This is a genomic window from Pseudomonas sp. MBLB4136 (assembly GCF_051904765.1).
In the GTDB taxonomy this organism is placed as follows: domain Bacteria; phylum Pseudomonadota; class Gammaproteobacteria; order Pseudomonadales; family Pseudomonadaceae; genus Aquipseudomonas.
Genome location: NZ_CP196713.1, coordinates 4,238,338 through 4,261,977, shown reverse-complemented (window position 1 = coordinate 4,261,977; position 23,640 = coordinate 4,238,338). Strand labels below are relative to the sequence as shown.

At 66.0% G+C, this 23,640-nt stretch carries 18 protein-coding genes; 9 read left to right on the top strand and 9 right to left on the bottom strand.

Annotated features, from left to right (window positions below):
* Positions 1-23 precede the first annotated feature (23 nt).
* The 6 genes from etfA to ACSX1D_RS19545 all read right to left on the bottom strand — a co-directional run bounded on the left by etfA (position 24) and on the right by ACSX1D_RS19545 (position 8,223).
* Entirely contained in the window at positions 24-1,247 is a 1,224-nt protein-coding gene (gene etfA, locus ACSX1D_RS19570) for an electron transfer flavoprotein subunit alpha (protein WP_439860051.1), read from the bottom strand.
* Positions 1,247-3,208: a dimethylglycine demethylation protein DgcB gene (gene dgcB, locus ACSX1D_RS19565; RefSeq protein ID WP_439860050.1), complete on the bottom strand. Its 1,962-nt coding sequence runs from the start codon at positions 3,206-3,208 to the stop codon at positions 1,247-1,249. The genes etfA and dgcB overlap by 1 nt, the downstream gene beginning before the upstream one ends.
* Positions 3,209-3,360: 152 nt before the next feature.
* Positions 3,361-5,421, bottom strand: coding sequence for a dimethylglycine demethylation protein DgcA (gene dgcA / locus ACSX1D_RS19560; protein WP_439860049.1), 2,061 nt, complete (start codon positions 5,419-5,421; stop codon positions 3,361-3,363).
* Between the two features lie 15 nt (positions 5,422-5,436).
* Entirely contained in the window at positions 5,437-5,967 is a 531-nt protein-coding gene (locus ACSX1D_RS19555; RefSeq protein WP_439860048.1) for a DUF5943 domain-containing protein, read from the bottom strand.
* A gap of 76 nt (positions 5,968-6,043) precedes the next feature.
* Positions 6,044-7,021, bottom strand: coding sequence for a dipeptidase (locus ACSX1D_RS19550; RefSeq protein ID WP_439860047.1), 978 nt, complete (start codon positions 7,019-7,021; stop codon positions 6,044-6,046).
* Positions 7,022-7,275: 254 nt separating this feature from the next.
* Complete coding sequence (locus ACSX1D_RS19545) at positions 7,276-8,223, bottom strand: GlxA family transcriptional regulator (protein ID WP_439860046.1); 948 nt, start codon at positions 8,221-8,223, stop codon at positions 7,276-7,278.
* A gap of 230 nt (positions 8,224-8,453) precedes the next feature.
* On the opposite strand from ACSX1D_RS19545, the gene choX reads away from it, so the two are divergent.
* The 7 genes from choX (at position 8,454) to ACSX1D_RS19510 (ending at position 16,305) form a co-directional block, all read left to right on the top strand.
* Complete coding sequence (choX, locus tag ACSX1D_RS19540) at positions 8,454-9,392, top strand: choline ABC transporter substrate-binding protein (RefSeq protein ID WP_439860045.1); 939 nt, start codon at positions 8,454-8,456, stop codon at positions 9,390-9,392.
* A gap of 72 nt (positions 9,393-9,464) precedes the next feature.
* Positions 9,465-10,352, top strand: a complete 888-nt coding sequence (locus ACSX1D_RS19535; protein ID WP_439860044.1) for a 3-keto-5-aminohexanoate cleavage protein — start codon at positions 9,465-9,467, stop codon at positions 10,350-10,352.
* A 90-nt stretch (positions 10,353-10,442) separates the two neighbouring features.
* Positions 10,443-11,408 (top strand): L-carnitine dehydrogenase, encoded by a 966-nt coding sequence (locus tag ACSX1D_RS19530; RefSeq protein WP_439860043.1) that lies wholly within the window; start codon positions 10,443-10,445, stop codon positions 11,406-11,408.
* A gap of 106 nt (positions 11,409-11,514) precedes the next feature.
* Positions 11,515-11,997: a thioesterase family protein gene (locus ACSX1D_RS19525; protein ID WP_439860042.1), complete on the top strand. Its 483-nt coding sequence runs from the start codon at positions 11,515-11,517 to the stop codon at positions 11,995-11,997.
* Positions 11,998-12,008: 11 nt separating this feature from the next.
* On the top strand, positions 12,009-12,968 hold the full coding sequence (locus ACSX1D_RS19520) for an alpha/beta hydrolase (protein WP_439860041.1): 960 nt from the start codon (positions 12,009-12,011) through the stop codon (positions 12,966-12,968).
* 64 nt (positions 12,969-13,032) lie between these two features.
* Entirely contained in the window at positions 13,033-14,220 is a 1,188-nt protein-coding gene (locus ACSX1D_RS19515) for a gamma-butyrobetaine dioxygenase (RefSeq protein ID WP_439860040.1), read from the top strand.
* Positions 14,221-14,631: 411 nt separating this feature from the next.
* Entirely contained in the window at positions 14,632-16,305 is a 1,674-nt protein-coding gene (locus tag ACSX1D_RS19510; RefSeq protein ID WP_439860039.1) for a BCCT family transporter, read from the top strand.
* A gap of 56 nt (positions 16,306-16,361) precedes the next feature.
* Here the strand turns inward: ACSX1D_RS19510 and ACSX1D_RS19505 are convergent, their stop codons facing one another.
* Positions 16,362-17,225, bottom strand: coding sequence for a LysR family transcriptional regulator (locus tag ACSX1D_RS19505; RefSeq protein ID WP_439860038.1), 864 nt, complete (start codon positions 17,223-17,225; stop codon positions 16,362-16,364).
* Between the two features lie 129 nt (positions 17,226-17,354).
* Between ACSX1D_RS19505 and ACSX1D_RS19500 the strand changes: the two genes are divergently transcribed.
* Entirely contained in the window at positions 17,355-19,880 is a 2,526-nt protein-coding gene (locus ACSX1D_RS19500; protein ID WP_439860037.1) for a CoA transferase, read from the top strand.
* A gap of 390 nt (positions 19,881-20,270) precedes the next feature.
* Here ACSX1D_RS19500 and ACSX1D_RS19495 read toward each other — a convergent pair whose 3' ends face one another.
* Together ACSX1D_RS19495 and gbcA are read right to left on the bottom strand one after the other, a co-directional pair.
* Positions 20,271-20,465: a hypothetical protein gene (locus ACSX1D_RS19495; protein ID WP_439860036.1), complete on the bottom strand. Its 195-nt coding sequence runs from the start codon at positions 20,463-20,465 to the stop codon at positions 20,271-20,273.
* Positions 20,466-20,716: 251 nt separating this feature from the next.
* Positions 20,717-22,009 (bottom strand): glycine-betaine demethylase subunit GbcA, encoded by a 1,293-nt coding sequence (gene gbcA, locus ACSX1D_RS19490; RefSeq protein WP_439860035.1) that lies wholly within the window; start codon positions 22,007-22,009, stop codon positions 20,717-20,719.
* A gap of 369 nt (positions 22,010-22,378) precedes the next feature.
* On the opposite strand from gbcA, the gene gbcB reads away from it, so the two are divergent.
* Complete coding sequence (gbcB, locus tag ACSX1D_RS19485) at positions 22,379-23,482, top strand: glycine-betaine demethylase subunit GbcB (RefSeq protein ID WP_439860034.1); 1,104 nt, start codon at positions 22,379-22,381, stop codon at positions 23,480-23,482.
* The last annotated feature ends 158 nt before the right edge of the window (positions 23,483-23,640 follow it).

The following is a 23,640-nucleotide window of genomic DNA, read 5'->3' as shown; positions in this document are numbered from 1 at the left end:
GCGGCATCCACCCTACGATTACGTCAGGCCGCATCACGGGCACCTCCCTGGCGATAGGCGTGGACCTTGTCCATCAGCGCCTGGAGGATCTGCGCCGAGTCGCCGATTACCGACAGGTCGGCGCGCTTGATCATGTCGCAGCCGGGGTCCATGTTCACCGCCACCACCTTGTCGCAGGCGCCGATGCCCTGCAGGTGCTGGATGGCGCCGGAGATGCCCACCGCCAGGTAGACCCGCGCGGTGACCCAGGTACCGGTGGCGCCGACCTGGCGGTTGCGCGGCATGAAGCCGTCGTCCACCGCCACGCGCGAGGCGCCTTCGGTGGCGCCGAGGACCTGGGCGGCCTGGTGGAACTGCTGCCAGTCCTTGACCCCGTTGCCGCCGGAAAGGATGAACTCGGCCTCGGCCATGGGGATCAGGGCCGGGTCGACGGCCACCGCGCCGAGGTCTTCGATGCGCGGCAGGCTGTGGGCGATCTTGCCCTCCAGCGCCAGCGGCCGCACTTCGTGACGGGTGTCGCTGACCGGCTCGGCGCACTCGGCGGCGGCCAGGATCAGCCGCGGCGCCTGGCGTACCAGGTCCTGCTGGCCGGCACCGGCACGGCCGATGCACTGGCCGTCGGCGACCTGCCAGACGCGGGTGGCCGGACGCTCGCCGAGCTTGGCGGCCAGACGCCGGCCGAGTTCGCCGCCACCGGTGCGGCTGTCGGGCAGCAACCAGTGGCGTGGCGACAGCTGGCTTTCCACGGCGCTGAGGGCCAGTACGCGTTGCTCCGGGGCGTAGCCATCGAAGGCCTCGCCGTCGATCAGCAGCAGGCGGTCGACGCCGGCGGTGTCGAAGGCGCTTTCCTTGTGCTCGCCGAACACCACGGCCAGCACGGCGCCGCCGTCGCTGGCCAGCTTGTTGGCCAGGCCGAGCAGGTCCTTGTCGTGGGCCGACAGGCGGCCGCCGACCATGTCCGGGACCACGGCGATGTAGAACGCCGGCTGCTCGACCACGTGCAGCGGCAGCTGGACCTCGGCGCTGGCCGCTGCGCGCTTCTGGCTGCCGCCCTGCTGGGCGCCGCTGCGGTCGATGCGCTTGATGCCGTTGGGGCCGATGAAGCCGACCGCATGGGGGTTCTTGCGGATGACGCCGTTAGGCCCCATCCAGCTGGTCTGCGCCACCTGCATGGCCGCGTGCAGCGGATGCAGGCGGTTGCGGGCGATCCATTCGGCGCGGGGGTCGCGGCGGATAATGTCGCTCATCAATGCACCTCCAGGGCTTCAGGCTTGGCGGGCGCCGGCTGCTTGGCCGGGGCGGGCGCCTCCAGCAGCACGTCGGCGACCAGTTCGGCGATGTCCTTGATCTGCGGCCGCGGTTCGACCACGCCTTCGAGCATGGCGGTGCACTGCGGGCAGCCCACGGCCACCAGCTCGGCGCCGGTCTCCTTGATGTCGACCATGCGCATGTCGGGAATCCGCTGCTTGCCGGGAATGTCGGTGATCGGCGCGCCGCCGCCACCGCCGCAGCAACGCGAGCGGAAGCCGGAGCGTTCCATTTCCTTCACTTCGATGCCGATGGCCTTGAGCACGCTGCGCGGCGCCTCGTACTCGCCGTTGTAGCGGCCCAGGTAGCACGGGTCGTGGTAGGTGACGCTGCCGCCCTTGTGCTGGCCGAGACTGAGCTGCTGGCCGCTGATCAGTTCTTCCATGTAGGTGCTGTGGTGCAGGACCTGGTAGTGGCCGCCGAGGGCGCCGTACTCGTTCTTCAGCACGTGGAAGCTGTGCGGATCGCAGGTGACGATCTTCTTGAAGCGGTACTGGCTCATGGTGGCGATGTTGCGCTTGGCCAGCTGCTGGAAGGTCGCCTCGTCGCCCAGGCGTCGGGCCACGTCGCCGCTGTCGCGCTCTTCCAGGCCGAGCACGGCGAAGTCGACGTTGGCGGCCTTCATGACCTTGACGAAGGCGCGCAGGGTGCGCTGGTTGCGCATGTCGAAGGCGCCATCACCGACCCAGAACAGCACCTCGGCTTCCTTCTTCTCGCTCATCAGCGCCAGGTTGAGGTCGGCGGCCCAGTTCAGGCGGCCGCCCGGGGCGAAGCCGCCGGGGTTGTCGGTGGCGATCAGGTTGTCCAGCACCTCGGCGCCCTTGTTCGGCGTGGCGCCTTTTTCCAGGGTCAGGTGGCGGCGCATGTCGACGATGGCGTCGACGTGCTCGATCATCATCGGGCACTCCTCGACGCAGGCGCGACAGGTGGTGCAGGACCACAGGGTGTCGGCCTCGACCAGGCCCTTGCCGCCCTGGACCACGATCGGCTGGTGCGGGCCGCCGCCGTGCTCGCCCACCGGGATGCCCGGGTAGGGGCTGCCGGCGAACTTGGCGTCGGTGCCGCCGGCCAGGCCGATGACCATGTCCTGGATCAGCTTCTTCGGGTTCAGCGGCTGGCCGGCGGCGAAGGCCGGGCAGACCGCCTCGCACTTGCCGCACTGCACGCAGGCGTCGAAGCCGAGCAGCTGGTTCCAGGTGAAGTCGGTGGGTTTTTCCACGCCCAGCGGTGCTTTGACATCGTCCAGGTTGAGTGGCTTGAGCCCGGTGGAGCGACCGCCGCCGAAGCGTTCGGCGCGGCGGTGCCAGGCCAGGTGCAGGGCACCGGCGAAGGCGTGCTTCATCGGCCCGCCCCAGGTCATGCCGAGGAACAGCTCGGACACGCCCCAGGCCACGCCGACGGCGAGGATGAGGGCGAGGATCCAGCCGCCGAAGTCGGCCGGGAGGATGCCGGCCACCGGCAGGGTGGCGATGAAGAAGCTCACCGAGAACATCAGCAGGCTCTTCGGCAGGCGGTTCCACGGGCCCTTGGACAGGCGCGCCGGGGGATTCTTGCGGCGCTTGGCGACGAACAGCGCGCCGACGAACATCAGCACGGTGGCGGCCAGCAGGGCGAAGCCGAGGATCTTGCTGTGCAGGCCGAAACCGTGCACCAGGATCGCCAGCACGGCGGCCAGGACGAAGCCGCCGGCCGTCGCCACGTGAGTCTTGGACATGTACTTGTCGCGCTCGACCACGTGGTGCAGGTCGACCAGGTAGCGACGGGGCATGGCCAGCAGGCCACCGATCCAGTCGACCTGGGCCGGCTTGCCGCGGCGCCACATCAGGAAGCGCTTGGCTGCGCCGAGCACGGCCAGGGCCAGCGCGGCAAACAGCAGAATGGGGAGAATGGTGTTCAACATCGTTTGGTCTCCTTGCCGGGACCTGAGAGCGGCGTCAATCCAGTCACCTCGCCCCGGCGGGGAAAGGGATAGGGAGAGGGGCTCCGGCACTAGCTGGCGGAGCCCCCCACCCCCGCCCTCTCCCCGGGGGAGAGGGAGTCATGCGTGCAGGTTTAGAAGTCCTTGCACAGGCGCAGCGCGTCGTAGATCGCCGCGTGGGTGTTGCGCTGAGCCACGCAGTCACCGATGCGGAACAGCAGGTAGCCGTCGCCGGCCTCGCTCAGGCATGGCTGCGGCTTGATCGCGAACAGTGCCTCGACATCGATCTGGCCCTTGTTGCGCGAGCCTTCCTTCAGCGCGTAGTAGAGGGTCTCGTCCGGACGCACGCCGTTCTCCACCACCACCTGGTCGACCACCCGCTCTTCCTTGGCGCTGGTGTATTCGTTCTCCAGCACTGCCACCAGCTTGTCGCCCTCGCGGTAGACCTTTTCCAGCATCAGGTCGCCGGTCATGATCACTTCTTTCGGGTACATGCTGCGGTAGTAGGTCGGGAACGAGGTGCCACCGATGGCCACGCCCGGCTTGATGTCGTCGGTGACGATCTCGACCTGGGCGCCCTTGTCGGCGAGGAAGTCGGCCACCGACATGCCGGTGAATTCGCAGATGGTGTCGTACACCAGCACGTTCTTGCCCGGTGCGACCTTGCCGTCCAGTACGTCCCAGCTGCTCACCACCAGGCCTTCTTCGGCGCCCCAGTGCTCGTTCTGCTCGAGGAACGGATGACCGCCGTTGGCCAGCACGACGATGTCCGCGCGCAGGTCCTGGATGGTCGCCACGTCCGCCGGGGTGCCCAGGCGCAGGTCGACGTTCAGGCGCGCCAGCTCCAGCTGGTACCAGCGGGTGATACCGGCGATCTGGTCACGCTGCGGCGCCTTGGAGGCGGTGGTGATCTGCCCGCCGAGCTGGTCCTTCTTCTCGAACAGGGTCACGTCGTGGCCACGCTCGGCGGCGACGCGGGCCGCTTCCATACCGGCCGGGCCACCACCGACGATGACCACCTTGCGCTTGGGCCCGGTGCTCTTCTCGATGATGTGCGGCACGCCCATGTATTCACGGGAAGTCGCGGCGTTCTGGATGCACAGCACGTCCAGGCCCTGGTACTGGCGGTCGATGCAGTAGTTGGCGCCGACGCACTGCTTGATCTGGTCGACCTGGCCCATCTTGATCTTGGCGATCAGGTGCGGGTCGGCGATGTGCGCGCGGGTCATGCCGACCATGTCGACGTAGCCGCCCTCGAGGATACGGGTGGCCTGGTTCGGGTCCTTGATGTTCTGCGCGTGCAGCACCGGGACCTTGACCACTTCCTTGATGCCGGCCGCCAGGTGCAGGAACGGCTCCGGCGGGTAGCTCATGTTCGGGATGACGTTGGCCAGGGTGTTGTGGGTGTCGCACCCTGATCCAACGACCCCAATAAAGTCGATCATGCCGGTGGCGTCGTAGTAGGCGGCGATCTGCTTCATGTCCTCGTGGGACAGGCCGTCCGGGTGGAACTCGTCACCGCAGATGCGCATGCCGACGCAGAAGTCGTCGCCGACTTCCTTGCGCACGGCCTTGAGCACTTCCAGGCCGAACTTCATGCGGCCTTCGAAGCTGCCGCCCCACTCGTCGGTGCGCTTGTTCACGCGCGGCGACCAGAACTGGTCGATCATGTGCTGGTGCACGGCCGACAGCTCGACGCCGTCCAGGCCACCTTCCTTGGCGCGACGCGCGGCCTGCGCGTAGTTGCCGATCACCCGCCAGATCTCCTCGACCTCGATGGTCTTGCAGGTGGCGCGGTGCACGGGCTCACGGATGCCCGACGGCGACATCAGGGTCGGCCAGTTGAAGCCGTCCCAGCGCGAGCGACGACCCATGTGGGTGATCTGGATCATGATCTTGGCGCCATGCTTGTGCATGGCGTCGGCCAGGTTCTGGAAATGCGGGATGATGCGGTCGGTGGACAGGTTCACCGAGCTCCACCATTCCTGGGGGCTGTCGATGGCCACCACCGAGGAACCGCCGCAGATGGCCAGGCCGATGCCGCCCTTGGCCTTCTCTTCGTAGTACTTGACGTAACGCTCGGTGGTCATGCCGCCGTCGGTCGCGTAGACCTCGGCGTGGGCGGTGGACAGCACGCGGTTACGGATGGTCAGTTTGCCGATCTGGATCGGCTGGAACATTGCTTCGAAGGCCATGACTCGTTCCTCGATTTAGAGCGGCTTGACGACAAAGAGACCGTGGTCGTGGCCTTCTTCCGAAGCACCGTAGACCTGCTCCGCCTGGGTGCGGATGCTGCTGCCCTGGGCCTGCAGAATCTGGTCCATGGCGCCGGCGAACCAGCCGGTGAACATGTAGTCGACCTTGCGCCCGCACTTGCCGTAGACGTAGACGAAGGCGGAGTGGTCCAGGCGCACTTCACAGGTGCCCTTGTCGAGGTCGATCGACTGGATCTTGAACAGGCCCCAGCCGCGCTGCGACAGGCGCTTCATGTAGTGCTCGAACACCGCCACGCCGGACAGGCCATGGCATTCGGCTTCCTTTTCGCACCAGTGCCAGGCGGACTTGTAGCCGGCCTTGTAGAGGATCTCGGCGTAGGCTTCGGCGCCCAGCACTTCCTCGATGCCGATGTGGTTGTTGACGAAGAAATGCCGCGGTACGTAGAGCATCGGCAGGGCGTCGGTGGTCCAGACGCCGGTTTCGCTGTCGACTTCGATGGGCATTTCAGGGGCGTGTTTTGCCATGATCTTCTAACTCCAGAATTCTGTGGTGTAGCCCCTCTGCCGTGGGGAGAGGGCGCGGTAAGTAGTAGAGGAGGGCTTACTCGCCCCAGACGTCCTTGAGCACGCGTACCCAGTTCTCGCCCATGACCTTGCGCACGGTGCGCTCGGACATGCCGCGCTTGAGCAGGGTCTCGGTCAGGTTGGGGAACTCGCCGACGGTGCGGATGCCCAGCGGGTTGACGATCTTGCCGAAGTTGGTCAGGCGACGGGCGTAGCCCTTGTCGTGGGTCAGGTATTCGAAGAATTCCTTGCCGTGACCCTGGGTGAAGTCGGTGCCGATGCCGATGGCGTCTTCGCCGACGATGTTCATCACGTACTCGATGGCCTCGGCGTAGTCGTCGATGGTCGAGTCGATGCCCTTGGCCAGGAACGGCGCGAACATGGTCACGCCGACGAAGCCGCCGTGGTCGGCGATGAACTTCAGTTCCTCGTCGGACTTGTTGCGCGGGTGCTCTTTCAGGCCGGACGGCAGGCAGTGGGAGTAGCACACCGGCTTCTGCGACTCGAGGATGACCTCCTCGCTGGTCTTGCTGCCGACGTGGGACAGGTCGCACATGATGCCGACGCGGTTCATCTCGGCGACGATCTCGCGGCCGAAGCCGGACAGGCCGCCGTCGCGCTCGTAGCAGCCGGTGCCGATCAGGTTCTGGGTGTTGTAGCACATCTGCACGATGCCCACGCCGAGCTGCTTGAACACCTCGACGTAGCCGATCTGGTCCTCGAACGCGTGGGCGTTCTGGAAGCCGTAGATGATGCCGGTCTTGCCCTGGGCCTTGGCCGCGTGGATGTCGGCGGTGGTGCGCACCGGGATGACCAGGTCGCTGTTCTCGCGAATCAGCTTGTTGCTGGCGGCGATGCTGTTGACGGTGGCCTGGAAGCCCTCCCAGACCGAGACGGTGCAGTTGGCCGCAGTCAGGCCGCCCTTGCGCATGTCTTCGAACAGTTCACGGTTCCACTTGGCAATGATCAGGCCGTCGATGACGATGCTGTCGGCGTGTACTTCGGCTGGGCTCATCAGGCTGTCCCCTCTTGGTTTCGTGCGCCAAACCCGCTGTTGGCGCTTTGGGGGCAGCATATTCCTTGGGGACCGGGGGACCCGATGCAAAAACGACTGGGGTATTGCCGAAAGCGTCAAGCCCGTGTCGTGATCGGATAAGGCGTCGGCAGCGCGCATGTCTTGCAGGTGCGGCTGTTCGGTGCGCGGCGTCGGCATGCCTCGCAGCGCCCGCGTGGCGCTGCCGGCCCAGGCGGACCGGGTGCCTGGCGTGCCTAGGCCGCCGGCTGTTCGTGACGGTCCTGGCTGGGGCAGTTGGCGAAGCGCGCGCGGTAGCAGCGGGAAAAATAGGAGGAGGATTCGAAGCCGCAGGCCAGACCCACTTCCAGCACGCTGAGGTCGGTCTGGCGCAGCAGCTGGCGGGCCTTGTCCAGGCGCAGGTTGAGGTAGAAGTTCGACGGAGTCTCGTTCAGGTGCTTGCGGAACAGCCGCTCCAGCTGGCGCGGCGTGACCTTGACCAGCTCGGCCAGGGCCTGGGAGCTGAGTGGTTCTTCGCTGTTGCGCTCCATCTCGCCGATCACCTGCACCAGCTTCTTGTTGTGCAGGTCGTAGCGGCTGGCGATCTGCATGCGCTGGTGGTCCTGGCGGGTGCGGATGCGCCCGAGGACGAACTGCTCGGAGACGTTGAGCGCCAGCTCGTGGCCGTGATCACGGCCGATCAGGGTCAGCATCAGGTCCAGGCTCGAGGTGCCGCCGGCGCTGGTGATGCGCCGGCCGTCGATCTCGAACAGTTCCTGGGTCACCTGCAGGGCGGGGTAGCGCTCCTTGAAGGCATTGAGCGCCTCCCAGTGCAGGGTCAGGCGCTCCTTGCCGAACAGCCCGGCCTCGGCCAACACGAAGCTGCCGGTGTCGATGCCGCCGAGTACCGCCACCTCGCGTTCGGCGCGACGCAGCCAGGCGGCCAGGCGGCTGTCGAAATGCTCCAGCGGGTTGTAGCCGGCGACCACGAACAGGCTGTCCTGCTTGCCCGGCATCTGCAGCGCGTCGTCGACGTTCAGCGACATGCCGCCGCTGCTCTGCACCGCCTCGCCGTCCTGGCTGAGCAGGCGCCAGCTGAACAACTCGCGGCTGAAGCGGTTGGCCGCGCGCAGCGGCTCGACGGCGGACATCAGGCCCATCATCGAGAAACCGGGCATCAGCAGGAATTGGAAGGTCTGGGGCATGGGGCGGCTTCGGCGGTTGTCGTAAGCAACTAAACGGCAGTCGCGGGGCAAGTGCAACAGGCAAAGTCGCTTTGGTTCAACAGCTGGTCGTTCTAGTGCGAATAAGCGGCACCATCGCTGCGTAAGGTGATCGCCATCGGGCAAGCGTTGCCCGCCCGGCCCAGGACGGAAACGCCGGGCTACCAGAAGAAAAACACGGACTAACCGTATCGCCGCAAGAGGGCACCACCATGAAAAGTCTTAAACTCGTCGCCGGTTGCTGCTTGGCCACCCTGTTCAGCTCGTCGCTGATGGCGGCCGAGGATGCCAGTTGCCAGAAGGCGCGCATCGGCCTGGTCGGCTGGACCGACGTGGTGGCCACCACGGCGGTGGCCGCGGAGCTGCTGGAAAGCCTGGGCTACGAAACCAAACAGACCACGGCCTCCCAGCAGATCGTGTTCTCCGGCATCAGCAAGAACCAGATCGACTTCTTCCTCGGCTACTGGAAGCCGGCGATGGATGACAACATCAAGCCGTTCCTCGACAAGGGGGCGGTCAAGGTCTCCGCAGAACCCAGTCTTGCCGATGCTATCGCCACCCTGGCGGTGCCGACCTATGCGGCCGAGGCCGGGCTGAAGACTTTTGCGGATATCGCCAAGTTCAAGGATCAGCTGGACGGCAAGATCTATGGCATCGACCCGGGCACCGGGGCCAACACCAAGATCCAGGCGATGATCGACTCCAACCAGTTCGGCCTCGGCGGTTTCACCCTGATCGAATCCAGCGAGGCGGCCATGCTTGCGGCAGTCGGGCGGGCGGTCAAGCGTGAGAAGCCAATCGTCTTCGTGGGGTGGAACCCGCATCCGATGAATATCCAGATGGACCTGACCTACCTGACTGGCAGCGACGACGTGTTCGGCCCCAATGAAGGCCAGGCCACGGTGTGGACCGTATCCGCCCCGGACTATGCCCAGCGTTGCCCGAACGTCCATCGCCTGCTGAGCAATCTCAAGTTCAGCGCCGTCCAGGAAAGTGAGCTGATGGAGCCGATCATGGGTCGCGAATCGCCGGACCAGGTGGCGCGCGACTGGCTCAAGGCCAACCCGCAAGTGGTCGAGGCCTTCCTGGAGGGCGTGACCACGGTCGATGGCCAGCCGGGCCAGGCCGCCGCCGTCGCCAAACTGCAGTAACCCCTGACCCAGATTTCCGTGCGCGCTCGCCCGCGCACGGCCTCCGCTCGCCTGAATGAAGGACCCCGAATCATGAACTACGAAGTAATCGTCACCTGTGCAGTGACCGGCGCCGGCGACACCGTCGGCAAGCACCCGGCCATCCCGGTCACCCCCAAGCAGATCGCCGACGCCGCCATCGAAGCGGCCAAGGCCGGCGCCACCGTGGCCCACTGCCATGTCCGCGACCCCAAGACCGGCAAGCCGAGTCGCGACGTCGAGCTGTACCGCGAGGTGGTCGAGCGCATCCGCGAGAGCGATACCGACGTGATCATCAACCTCACCGCCGGCATGGGCGGTGACCTGGAAATCGGCCCGGGCGAACAGCCCCTGGAGTTCGGCGCCGGCACCGACCTGGTCGGCCCGCTGACCCGTCTGGCGCATATCGAGGCCCTGCGCCCGGAGATCTGCACTCTGGACTGCGGCACCCTGAACTTCGGCGACGGCGACTACATCTACGTCTCCACCCCGGCCCAGTTGCGTGCCGGCGCCAAGCGCATCACCGAACTGGGGGTGAAGGCCGAGCTGGAGATCTTCGACACCGGCCACCTGTGGTTCGCCAAGCAGATGCTCAAGGAAGGCCTGCTGGAAGACCCGCTGTTCCAGATCTGCCTGGGCATCCCGTGGGGCGCGCCGGCCGACACCACCTCCATGAAGGCCATGGCCGACAACCTGCCGGCGGGCGCCAATTGGGCCGGCTTCGGCATCGGCCGCCTGCAGATGCCGATGGTGGCCCAGGCCATGCTGCTGGGCGGCCACGTGCGCGTGGGCCTGGAAGACAACATCTGGCTGGACAAGGGCGTCTACGCCACCAACGGCCAGCTGGTCGAGCGCGCCATCGAGATCATCCAGCGCCTCGGCGGCCGCGCCCTGACCCCGGCCGAAGGCCGCGCCAAGATGAACCTCAAGCCGCGCGGCTGAATCGGCGCCCCCATCCGCGGTCCGGCGCGATGCCGGACCGGGTCCAATAGCCAGTCCCGGACGTGGTCCGGGCAACCTGCAGGAATCATCATGGGCTTTGTCACTGAACTGAAAACCTTCGCCGCCCTCGGCACCGGCGTCATCGGCGCCGGCTGGATCGCCCGCGCCCTGGCCCATGGCCTCGACGTGTTGGCCTGGGACCCGGCGCCGGGCGCCGAAGAAGCGCTGCGCGCGCGCATCGCCAACGCCTGGCCGGCCCTGGAGAAGAAGGGCCTGGCGCCAGGCGCCTCGCCGCAGCGACTGCGCTTCGTCGCCACCATCGAGGAGTGCGTCAAGGACGCCGACTTCATCCAGGAGAGCGCCCCCGAGCGCCTGGACCTCAAGTGCGAGCTGCACGCCAAGATCAGCGCCGCCGCGCGCCCCGACGTGATCATCGGTTCGAGCACCTCGGGCCTGCTGCCCAGTGAGTTCTACGCCGATGCGACGCATCCCGAGCGTTGCGTGGTCGGCCACCCGTTCAACCCGGTCTACCTGCTGCCGCTGGTGGAAGTGGTCGGTGGCCAGCACACCGCGCCCGAAGCCGTGCAGGCGGCGATCGAGATCTACACCACCCTGGGCATGCGCCCGCTGCATGTGCGCAAGGAGGTACCCGGCTTTATCGCCGACCGCCTGCTCGAGGCGCTGTGGCGCGAGTCGCTGCACCTGGTCAACGACGGCGTGGCCACCACCGGCGAGATCGACGACGCGATCCGCTTCGGCGCCGGCCTGCGCTGGTCGTTCATGGGCAGCTTCCTGACCTACACCCTGGCGGGCGGCAACGCCGGCATGCGCCACTTCATGTCGCAGTTCGGCCCGGCCCTGAAGCTGCCCTGGACCTACCTCGAGGCCCCGGAGCTGACCGACCAGCTGATCGACAGCGTGGTGGAGGGCACCGCGGTGCAGCAGGGCGAGCGCAGCATCGCCGAGTTGGAGCGCTATCGCGACGACTGCCTGATGGCGGTGATGGACGCGATCAAGGCGACCAAGGCCAAGCACGGCTTCGACTTCGCCGACTGACGTGCAGCCTGGCCCGCCTGAATCGGGCCAGGCATTGAGCGCGGCGGCACTCCCGCCAATCGATACCCGGCCGGGGGCGAGCCGCCCGGCCGCAGGAGAACAACCGATGTCCAGTGCGCAACCTCTGACCACCTACCAGACCGAGATCCAGCCCGAGTGGGTGGACTACAACGGCCACCTGCGCGATGCCTTCTACCTGCTGATCTTCAGCTATGCCACCGATGCGCTGATGGATCGGCTGGGCCTCGACGAGGCGGGTCGGGCGCGCACCGGGCACACCCTCTACACCCTTGAGTGCCACCTGAACTACCTGGCCGAGGTCAAGCTCGGTGCCGAGGTGGAGGTGCGCACCCAGTTGCTGGCCCATGACCGTAAGCGTCTGCACATCCACCACGGTCTTTACTATCCGGGCGGAGATGAGCTGTTGGCGGCCAGCGAACAGATGCTGATGAATATCGACAGCGCCAGCGGGCGCTCCGCGGCTTTCGACGAGCAGGTCATGGCGCAGGTGCTGGCGCTCGGCGAGGCCCATGGACGCTTGCCGGTTCCGCTGCATGTAGGCCGCACCATCGGCCTGCCGGGGCGCTAAGGTTGACCCTCATGGTGGAGCACGGGCAGGCAGCGGGGCACGCCAGGCACTACGAGCTGACGGCGCAGATGCTGGAGTTCGTCGCGCTCAGCCAAAGCTTCGTCGCCCGGGACGCCAGCCTGGCGGCGCAACGTGAGGCCTACCGACGTATGGCGCAGGCATTCGACCGGCCGCGATCGGAGCGCCTGGATGTGCGCGATCTGCACTGCCAGACGGTGCCGCTGAGGCGCTATTTGCCCGCGGGCCCGATGCCGGCGTCGGGCTGGCCCTGTGTGCTGTACCTGCACGGAGGCGGCTGGGCGTTCGGCGATCTCGATTCCCATGACCTGGTCTGTGCCGAACTGGCCGAGCGCCTCGGCGTGGCGGTGGTGGCAGTCGCCTACCGGCTGGCGCCCGAGCATCCGTTTCCGGCGGGCCTGCGCGATTGCCAGCAGGTCTGGCAGGCGCTGCGCAACGACCAACTGGATATCCAACTGGATCAGCAGCGCCTCGCCGTGGCCGGCGACAGTGCCGGCGGCAACCTGGCGGTGGCGCTATGCCTGGCCTTGCGCCAGGCGGGGCAGCCGCAACCCTGCGCCCAGGCGTTGATCTATCCCGGTCTGAGTCCGCAGCCTCTGCCCTCGCATCTGAGCTGCGCCGATGCGCCCCTGCTCTCGCGGGAAGACCTGCAGGCCTGTCTGGACTGGTACCTGGCCGATTCGAGTCTGCGCGCCGATCCGCTTGCGCTGCCACTTGCTGCCCAGGACTTCAGCGGTCTGCCGCCGGCGTTCGTAGCGGTCGCCGAGCACGATCCGCTGCGTGATGACGGTGCGCTCTATGCCCAGCGCCTGGCCGCGGATGGTGTGGCTGTGCGCTTCGAGCCGGGGCAGGGCCTGGTGCACGGCTGCCTGCGTGCGCTGGGGCGGGTGGCCGAGGTGGATAACCTGTATGCGCAATTGATCGACTGGCTGGGGAGCGCGCTACGGGGCTGAAAACGCTTCCGGCCCGATCGCTTCTCCAACACCAGCTGTTATGGCATCGTCTGAGGAGATCGCAATGAACGCTGTAGATCCCACCCTGGAAAACCCACCGATCGCCGATTGGCGAAGCTACCCGATCAGCGCCGACCTGGTGGCTGTAAGAGCCGTGGCGGACGCGCTGGAAACGGTCTGGAGCGACGGTCGCGTCAGCCCGTTCCATCACCAGTGGCTGCGCGACAATTGTTCCTGCAACAAGTGCGTGTACAGCGTGACCCGCGAGCAACTGTTCGAGATCGTCGATGTGCCGGAGCAGCTGCACCCGCAGCGCACCCGCATCGACGAGCAGGGGCATCTGCTGGTCGACTGGCAGGACGGCCATCACAGCCGCTACCACCCCGGCTGGCTGCGCGCCCACGCCTATGACGAGGCGTCGCGTGCCGAGCGCCGCGCCCAGCGGCCGCAGAGCCGCCTGTGGGGCGCGGAGATGGGCGAGCAGCTGCCGCAGTTCGACTACCAGGCGGTGATGACGGACGACGGTACCCTGCTGAACTGGCTGCTGGCGGTGCGCGACATCGGCCTGACCCAGCTGCTCGACGTGCCGACCCGCGCGGACGTGCTGCCGACCCTGGCCAAGCGCATCTCCTTTATCCGCGAGAGCAACTTCGGCGTGCTGTTCGATGTGCAGTCCAAGGCCGATGCCGACAGCAACGCCTACACCTCTTTCAACCTGCCGTTGCACACCGACCTGCCGACCCGCGAGCTGGAGCCCGGGCTGCAGTTCCTGCACTGCCTGGTCAACGATGCGAGCGGAGGGGAGAGCGTGTTCGTCGACGGCTTCGCCATCGCCGAGGCGCTGCATCAGGAGGCCCCCGAACTGTTCGATACCCTGTGCGACACGCCGATCGAGTTCCGCAACAAGAGCCGCACCAGCGACTACCGCTGGCTGGCGCCGATCATCGCCCTGGACGCCTACGGGGCGGTCAGCGAGATCCGCATGGGCAACTTCCTGAAGGGGCCCTTCGATGCGCCGGTCGAGCGCATGCCGGCGCTGTACAGCGCCTACCGGCGGTTCATCGAGATGACCCGCGAGCCGCGCTTTCGTGTGCAGCGACGACTGGAGGCCGGGCAGCTGTGGTGCTTCGACAATCGCCGCACCCTGCATGCGCGCACCGAGTTCGACCCGACCAGCGGTGCCCGGCATTTCAAGGGCTGCTACGTCGATCGCGACGAACTGCTGTCGCGCATTCATGTGCTGCAGCGCTAGAAGCGTCGCCTGGCGGCTTGATTACGACCTGTTTCGCGGTCGGCGCCGAGCGCTGCTGGGCGTCGAGACAGGCATAAATTAAACGTGGGCATAGGCGGTTATTTTATTGCTTCCGACGACTGCCCATCTTCATAACAATCCGGTTCGTATCGTTTTGCCCAGGATTCGACTGTTGCGTCACCGCGGCAGCAGGCCCGCCCACCGAGCGGGACGCCGTAAGCCGCAGGCGGAGGACTCGGGCAGACGCAGCAGCAAACCGATGCCGCAGAAGTCGTACGACTTGTGAGGTGAGAGGTCCGGCGCCAGGAGGTGCCATCGCGGTGCGAAGGTTTTCTTCGGCGCGCCAAAGCAATAGCGACAGGCATGACAATTACAACAATTAGCTACGACTCCAACGTGGGAGAACAAAAAATGTCGAGAGTCAAAGAGCAATTCGGTGGCGCCCCTGGCACTACCGTGTTCAAAGAGGAGTTACTGGCCCAGTCGGGACTCTTCAAGGGCATGCACAAGGGCATGACCATCGTATCGGCGGTCCTGGTATTGGCCTTCGTGCTGTTCTCCGGCTTCAACACCGAGCTGGCCGGCAAGCTGTTCGGCGCGACCCGCAGCTGGATCGAAAGTGTCTTCGGCTGGTACTACCTGATCGCCATGGTGTTCTTCATTGCGGTCTGCTTCGTGCTGGTGTTCACCCGCTATGGCAGCGTGCGCCTGGGTGACGACAACAGTCGTCCGGACTTCAGCAATTTCGCCTGGTTCTCCATGCTGTTCTCCGCCGGTATCGGTATCGGCATCCTGTTCTTCGGCGTCGCCGAGCCGATCTTCTACCTGGATAACAGTGGCGCCTTCGGCTATCCGAACAACCCCTACGCCGACATGGCCGGGGCCACGGCCGTCGGCCATGACCGCGCGGTCGACGCCTTGCGGGTGACCTATTTCCACTGGGGCTTCCATGGCTGGGCGGTGTACGCCATCGTCGGCCTGTCGCTGGCTTACTTCGCTTACCGCAAGAAGCTGCCGCTGGCCCTGCGCTCGGCGCTGCACCCGTTTATCGGCGATCGTATCTATGGCCCGATCGGTCATGTCGTCGACATGTTCGGGGTGCTGGGCTGCGTCTTCGGCATCGCCACCTCCCTGGGCCTGGGCGTCAGCCAGATGGCCGTGGGCATGGAGCGTCTGATCGGCGTCGATTCGGGCACTACCACTCAACTGGTGCTGATCGCCCTGATCTCCGTCGTCTCGATCATGTCCGCGCTGTCCGGCGTTGGCCGCGGCATCAAGATCATCTCCGAGTGGAACATCATCATCTCCGCCCTGGTGGTGGCCTTCTTCCTGTTCGGCGGGCCGACCGCCTGGCTGGTCAGCATGTTCGGCGAGTCGTTCGGCAGCTACCTGGTCAACTTCCTGCCGATGGGCCTGTGGTTCCCCGAGGAAGAAGGCCCGGCGGCCTGGCAGAACGGCTGGACCGTGTTCTACTGGGGCTGGTGGTTGGCGTGGGCGCCGTTCGTGGGCCTGTTCATCGCGCGCATCTCCCGTGGCCGCACCTTGCGTGAGTTCGTCATCGGCGTGCTCTGCGTACCGACCTTCATCATCTTCGTCTGGCTGGGCATCTTCGGTGGCTCGGCGCTGTATCAGGAGCTGAACGCGGCAGGTGGCGCCGGCACCGGCGAGCTGGTCAAGCTGGTGACCGAGTGGAACCTGCCGGCCGCGTTGTTCACCGCCGCCGACGGCATCGCCGGCACCGGCGTGATGGGCTGGATCCTCTCGGCCATGCTGGTGTTCCTGCTGCTCAGCTGGTTCGTCACCTCCTCCGACTCCGGCACCCTGGTGCTGACCACCATCCTGTCCCTGGGCAACGAGGAGCCGCCGCGGGTGTTCCGCATCTTCTGGGGCGTGGTGATCGGCTTCGTCGCCGGGGTGCTGCTGGTCGCCGGCGGCCTCAGCGCCCTGCAGACCGCCAACATCGCCGCGGCCCTGCCGCTCAGCGTGGTGATCCTGCTGATGACCCTGGGCGTCCTCAAGTCGCTGATCACCGACTCGAGTGAAGTCAGCGTGACGGGAGTCCTGGCGGAGGCGGATAACGCCTAAGCGCTACCAGTTGTACGCTGCACCACACGGGCTGCCTCAGGGCGGCCCGTGTCGTTTCAGCGCGGTTGACGGTTGCCCTCGATGACCCCGCCCAGGGCGTCGAGGGCCAGCTGCAGCAGGCCGGCGTCGAGGGCGTCGCGGGCGTAGGTGACGAAGATCGGCCGGTTGAACTCCGGCGCATCGGCCACCCGTGACAGCGTTCCGTCCTTGAGCAGGGCGCCTACCTGGCGTTCCGGCAGGTAGGCGGCGCCGCCATTGTCGAGCAGCCAGGGCAGTCCCAGTTCGGCGAAGCCGCAGCTCAGGCGGCTGTTCTGCAGCTGCGGCAGGCGCTCGCTGTGGGCGGCGTTGTAGCCCCAGCCCCAGTCGATATACAGGTAGTTGTCCACGGACACCTGGGCCAGCGCGGTGGCGCCGTTGGCGACCATCAGCAGGCGGTCCTCGCCGGCCTGCTCCACCACCAGGCCGGCGGTGCTGTCGGCGACGAAGATCAGGCCGATATCCAATATCCCGGCCGAGACCTGGCGGACGATCTCGCTGGAGTAGTCCGCCTCCAGGTGCAGGTGCAGCTCTGGCGCCTGCCGGTTCAGCGCGTTGCCCCATTTGAACAGCAGGTCGCTGGCCAGGCTGGGGTGAGCGCCGAGGCGCAGCAGCCCGGCGTTGCCGTCGCGCTGCGACAGCTCGCGCTTGGCCCGTTGCCAGCGCTGCTGCAGGGCCATGGCGTGCTGGTAGAACTGGCGCCCGGCAGGCGTCAGCGCCATGCCTTCATGGCTGCGGGTGAACAGCTGCTGGTCCAGCTGCTCCTCGAGCAGCTTGATCCGGGTGCTGACCGCCGACTTGGTCAGGCACAGCTGTTCGGCACAGAGGCTGAGGCGCTTGAGGTCGGCCAGGGTCAGAAAGGTCTTGATCGCTTGCAGGTCCATCGACGCCCCCGGGCGCTCTGCCCTGTACAAAAAAATCGAACGGCCAGTGCGAAACTATCCGATATGCGCTGGGGCGGCAATTTCCTAGGCTCGCTGCGGTTAACTCCACATTTACAGCGGCAGGTGAGCATGAACGCGAGCAAGCAGCGCCCCCTGGGCGGATACCGGGTTGTCGATTTTGGCCAGTACATCGCCGGCCCGGCGGTGGCGATGATGTTGGCCGACCAGGGGGCCGAGGTGATCCATATCGACCCGCCCCATGGGCCGCGCTGGGACAACCCGGCCGACGCCATCCTCAACCGTGGCAAGCAGCGCATCAGCCTCGACCTGCACAACGAGGCCGATCTGCAGCTGGCGATCGACCTGGTCCGGCATGCCGATGTGCTGGTGGAAAACTTTCGTCCGGGGGTGATGGAGCGCCTGGGCCTCGGCGCCGAGGCCATGCGCGCATTGAATCCGGCGCTGGTCTATCTGTCCCTGCCGGGCTTCTCCGAGAAGGATGAGGAATTCGCGGCGCTGCCGGCCTGGGAAGGCATCATCGCGGCGGCCGTGGGCCAGTTCACCGACATGGGCCTGAGCCGGGTGCTGATGGGCATCACTCCGTCGTTCTCGCCGCTGCCCCTGGCGTCGGCCTATGCCTCGGTGCTCGGCGCCACCGCGGTGACCCTGGCGCTGTTCGCCAGGGCCAGGAGCGGGCAGGGCGAGCGCATCGAAGTACCCATCGCCGCGGCGTTGATGGAGGGTCTGGCCTACAACTCCATGCACATCGAAGGCCTGCCCGAGCGCTACAAGTCGCTGCGCGAGCGGGAGATCGAGCGCCGGCGCAGCAACAACCTGCCGCTGAACCTGGAGTATGCCGACCTGCAGGAGTTCCTCGATCCCTTCTACCGCACCTATGTCTGCCAGGACGGCCGGCCCTTCTATTCGGTCAACTGCTCCCATGCCCGCCACCCGATCGCCTGCCTGCAGGTGCTCGGGCTGTGGGAGGAGATCGCCGCCCTGGGGATTCCGACTCATAGCCCGTACCTGGACGTGGCGGATTGGCCGGATGGCGCCGAGTGCACCCTGCTGTCCTATCCGCTGTCGCGGCAGTGGGCGGACCTGGTCTCGGAGAAGATGAAGGCGGCGTTCCTGAGCAAGCCGGCCTACGAGTGGCAGCGCCTGTTCGGCGAGGCCGGAGTGCCGGGCTGTGCCCATCAGCTGACTCGCGAATGGCTGGCCAGCGACCACGCCCTGCAGTCGCACAGCGTGCTGCAGGTCGAGGATCCGCGCTACGGCGCCATGCGCCAGCTGGGCAACATCTGCTGGCTGCAGGGCGACGATGCGGTGATCGACAAGCAGCCGGCCCAGGTGCCCCACGAGGATCGCGGCGCCGTGCTGCAGCTGCTGCAGAGCTGGCGCGATCGCCCCAGCATGCTGCCCGACGCCGATCCGGCGGCGCCGGCCCGGGGCTGGCTGGAGGGTGTGCGCATCCTCGACCTGACCAACGTGATCGCCGGTCCGACCATCGCCTGCACCCTGGCCCGCTTCGGTGCGGAGGTGATCAGCATCGATCCGCCGCAGCCGGCCCTGGACCCCTGGAACACCACGGTGTTCGGCATGCAGGCCAACCAGGGCAAGCGCAGCGTCCTGCTCGATCTGAAGAGCCCCGAGGGCCAGGCGCTGCTGGACAGGCTGCTGCCCCAGGTGGACGTGGTCACCATCAACGCCAGCGACGCGCAGCTGGAACGCCTCGGCCTGTCGGCGGAGCGCCTGCAACGGATCAACCCGCAGCTGATCCTCTGCCAGTTCGACGCCTTCGGTGGCCCCACGGCGGGGCCGCGCAGCAACCATCCGGGCTATGACGATTTGGTGCAGGCGACCACCGGCATCATGGCGCGCTTCGGCGGCGGCATCGAGACGCCGGAGGAACACGCCCACTTCGGCACCATCGATGTGTTGGGTGGCTACTGCGCCGCCCACGCCATCGGCGTGGCGCTGGTCAAGCGGGCCAATGGCCAGGGTGGCTCGGTGGCGCGCAGCTCGCTGGTCGCCGCCGGGCAGCTGATCCAGGTGCCGTTCATGTACGACTACCCCGGACGCGGTCCCTTCGACGAGCCGAGCGGGCGCGAGGTGAAGGGCGCCCATGCCTTCTATCGCTGCTACCAGGCGCTGGACGGCTGGCTGTTCCTGGCGCTGGACCGGCGCAGCCAGCTGGCCGATCTGGCGCGGGCCCTGCAATTGCCCGAGCTGGCAAGCGCCGACCAGAAGACGGCCGAGCAGTGCCTGGAAAGCCTGTTCCGCAGCCAGACGATGGGCCACTGGCAGGCACTGCTGGCGCCGGTCGATATCGGCTGCCAGCCCCTGGGGCGCATGAGCCAGTTGCGCGAGTCGTCGCTGATGAACGAGGCCGGCGGCATCGACCTGAACGGCCCGAAGACCGTGGCCTTTATCGAGTACCCGGAACACCCCTGTGGCCATCGGGTGGCGCTGATCGCACCGAACTCGATCCGTCTGCAGCGGGCGCCCGTGCGCCTGCCGGGCAAGATGGCGAAATATGGCAGCGATACCCGCGCCGTGCTGCAGCAACTGGGCTGCACGGCGGAGCAGGTCGAGCAGATGATCGAACAGGGCGTGGCCGCCGAGCAGTGGTCGGAGCGCTACCTGCCGAGTTGATCGGTGCGCAGCATCAGAACCTCGTGGCCCGCGGCCGGTCATTGGCCGTGGGCCTTGCGCTGCAGCCCTTACGAGGGCTTCTGCAAGGGAGCCTGAGCGCGGCACCGGGCCGTGAAGTAGGGGGTAATTGTGGGGAGGGGCAGGTGGAGGCGCGCGGAATGAATTCGCACAAAGCACGAAGGGGAGCCTAGGCTCCCCTTCAAACTATTGCGGCGTGCTTTGTTTTTCTTGTTGAACGATCTGTTGTTCTTGTTCTCGTTCCAAACCGTCTTGTCCGATCCCATCGAGGGATCAAGGGCAAACGTATTTTTTTGGATGCTGGCAGCGTCTTGTCACCAAGTGATCCGACCGGAGCGGCGTGCTACCTTCAGGTAGTTTTATTCTTATCGCCTAGGTCGCGGGGCTGACCCCGAAACGCGCACCCTTTCCAAAAAAATCTGTTTGCGACTCTTCTGTCCTGTTGTTTTTGTTGTCGCAGAGCCGAGACGTTTTCTTTTTTGCTTTATTGTTTTTGTGCCATAGATAAAGCATTTGCCGTGCCAGTATTTTTTTACCCTTATAAATCAATGACTTGTCGGATTTCATGATTTTTCAGGCAACCCCGGGGAAGAGGATTTTGTGGTGCTACTACCCGGTTTTGTTACCCACGGGATCGGGGGTAACACGCCCGGCCTGGGTGGCTGGTAGCCGAAACCACGCGCCTGGGAGGCCGGGGGAAGGGCCGCGAGGCATAAAAAAACCCTCCAAAGCCGGGGCTTGGAGGGTTGGGAAGTGCCCGTCAGGGCCTCAGTGTGCAGCCTGTCGCGGCGGGCGACCAACCCGCCGGTGAAGCTCTGTTACTCGGCGGGGACACCCTTCAGGTAGGGGGCCGGTTCGGCGCCGAGGTTGTTCAGCATGCGCTCGCTGTACCAGTCGAGGAAGTTGACCACGCCGAACTCGTAGGTCTTGGAGTAGGGGCCCGGCTGGTAGGCGGTGGAGTTGATCCCGCGCTGGTTCTCTTCGCCCAGGCGACGGTCCTGCTCGTTGGTGGCGTCCCAGACCTGGCGCAGGCGCGCGACGTCGTAGTCGACGCCTTCCACGGCGTCCTTGTGCACCAGCCACTTGGTGATGACGATCGACTCCTGGGCGCTGACCGGCCACACGGTGAAGTTGATGATGTGGTCACCCATGCAGTGGTTCCACGAGTGCGGCAGGTGGAGGATGCGCATGGAGCCCAGGTCCGGGTTCTGGATGCGACCCATCAGCTTCTTGCTGCCCTGCTTGCCGTCCATGGTCATGGACACGGTGCCCTTGAGCAGCGGCATGCGCACGATACGGTTGCGCAGGCCGTAACCGGCGTGCAGGTAAGGGATCTTCTCGGCTTCCCACTTCGCGGCGGACTCGGCCACGTGGTCCTTGAAGGCCTGGTCGGCACGCGGGTCGTTGGTGTCGTCCCACTCCAGCAGGCTGTTGAGCAGTTCCGGGTGCGAACCGCTGCAGTGGTAGCACTCGCGGTTGTTTTCCAGCACCAGCTTCCAGTTGGCCTTCTCCATCATGGTGCTCTGCACCGCGACCTTGGCGTTCTCCATGTCGTAGGGCTCCATGTAGTGGGCCAGACCGGAGAGGAACTCGTCGATTGCCGGCGGGTTCTCCGCCAGGGAAATGAAGATGAAGCCGCCGGCGGTCTTGCAGTGCACCGGCTTGAGACCGTACTGCTTCATGTCGAAGTCGGCGCCCATTTCGGTACCGGCGAACAGCAGGCGGCCGTCGATCTCGTAGGTCCACTGGTGGTACGGGCAGACCAGTTTGGCCACCTTGCCTTTGTCGCTGGTGCACAGGCGCGAGCCGCGGTGGCGGCAGACGTTGTGGAAGGCATGCACGACGCCTTCGGCGCCACGGATCACGATGATCGGGTTGTCGCCCAGTTGCAGGGTCAGGTAGTTGCCCTTGGCCGGAACCTCGCAGGTCATGCCGGCGATCAGCCACTCCTTGTGGAAGATCTCCTGCATGTCGATCTTGAACAGGCGCTCGTCGTTATAGAACGGCTGTGGCAGCGAGAAGGTGCGCTCACGGTTGTGCAGCATCTCGGCGGTGGCCTTGCGTGCAGGCTCTAGTGGATCGCCCAGGCTCAGAGTGGAAGTGACGTCCATCGGTAACTCCTCAGTGGCGGAAGCACTCGCTGCTCGCGCCGGAAAAAGTGGCTGTTTCGGTTGCTACGCAAGGCGGCGTGGCACCCCTCAATTATCGCCTGCCGACTGGCGTTCTGCTGCGCGCAAATATAAGGGGGCGTGCGCTCTTATCCATTTGCATCGGCTGGAATCGAGTTTGGATGGCGGCGCTAAGCTAACCTTATCCATGGGCGACATGGCGGCATCCGTTTCCGACGCTGCAAACCACGTGTTCTGCGGCAGGTCGCGATAAGTATGTGGATGTCGCTGACAGGTAAGTGGCGGCGGCGGTCGTTACGCACAATCCGCCGCATATTAGGCCGATGTCCGGCCGTGCGCGGAGAGACGTCCATGACGACGAACGACTTCCTCAATCCGGTTACGACCCAGACCTGGAGCAACGGCCGCCACCTGGTGCGCTGCGTCAAGGTCATCCAGGAAACCTGGGATGTTCGCACCTTCTGCTTTATGGCCGAACAGCCGGTGCTGTTCTTCTTCAAGCCCGGGCAGTTCGTGACCCTGGAGCTGGAGATCGACGGCCAGCCGATCATGCGCTCCTACACCATTTCCAGCTCGCCCTCGGTGCCCTACAGCTTCTCGATCACCATCAAGCGGGTGCCCGGCGGCAAGGTGTCCAACTGGCTGCACGACAACCTCAAGGAAGGCGATGAGTTGCCGGTGCACGGTCCGGTCGGGCTGTTCAATGCCATCGACTTCCCGGCCGAGAAGGTGCTGTACCTCAGCGGCGGCGTCGGCATCACCCCGGTGATGTCCATGGCCCGCTGGTTCTACGACACCAACGCCAACGTCGACATGGTCTTCGTCCACAGCGCGCGCACGCCCAAGGACATCATCTACCACCGCGAGCTGGAGCACATGGCCGCGCGGATCAACAACTTCAGCCTGCACGTGATCTGCGAGAAGCATGGCCTGGGCGAGGCCTGGGCCGGCTACCGCGGCTATCTCAACCAGAAGATGCTGGAATTGATCGCCCCGGACTTCCAGGAGCGGGAGATCTTCTGCTGCGGGCCGACGCCGTACATGAATGCGGTCAAGCGCCTGCTCGAGGCCAACGGCTTCGACATGTCGCGCTACCACGAGGAATCCTTCGGTGCCACGCCGGCGGACGTCCGCGAGGAGGTCAAGGAACTGGCTGCCGAGGCCGCCGAGGCAGAGCCGGTGCCGCTGTCCGAGCAGCTGATGGTGGAATTCAGCAGCACCGGCAAGAGCGTGCGCATCGAGCCGGGCGAGACCGTGCATGCGGCCGCCGCCAAGCTCGGTCTGCACATCCCCAAGGCCTGCGGCATGGGCATCTGCGGCACCTGCAAGGTGATGAAGACCGCCGGCGAAGTGACCATGGAGCACAACGGCGGAATCACCGACGAGGACGTCGCCGAAGGCTTCATCCTGTCCTGCTGCAGCGTGCCTCAGGGCGACGTGGTCATCGACTTCTAAGACCCGCAGCCGATGCCTTGCCGGACCCGTTCGGGGCCGGCAGGGCGCTTCCTTTCTGCGCCCCCCCTCACTCCGACAGCCGCCCAGACCGTCCCGCCCATCCCCCCGATCCGCCACCGCTTTCCGCTATTTCACCGTCGCCCCAGGGTCTGTTGAGC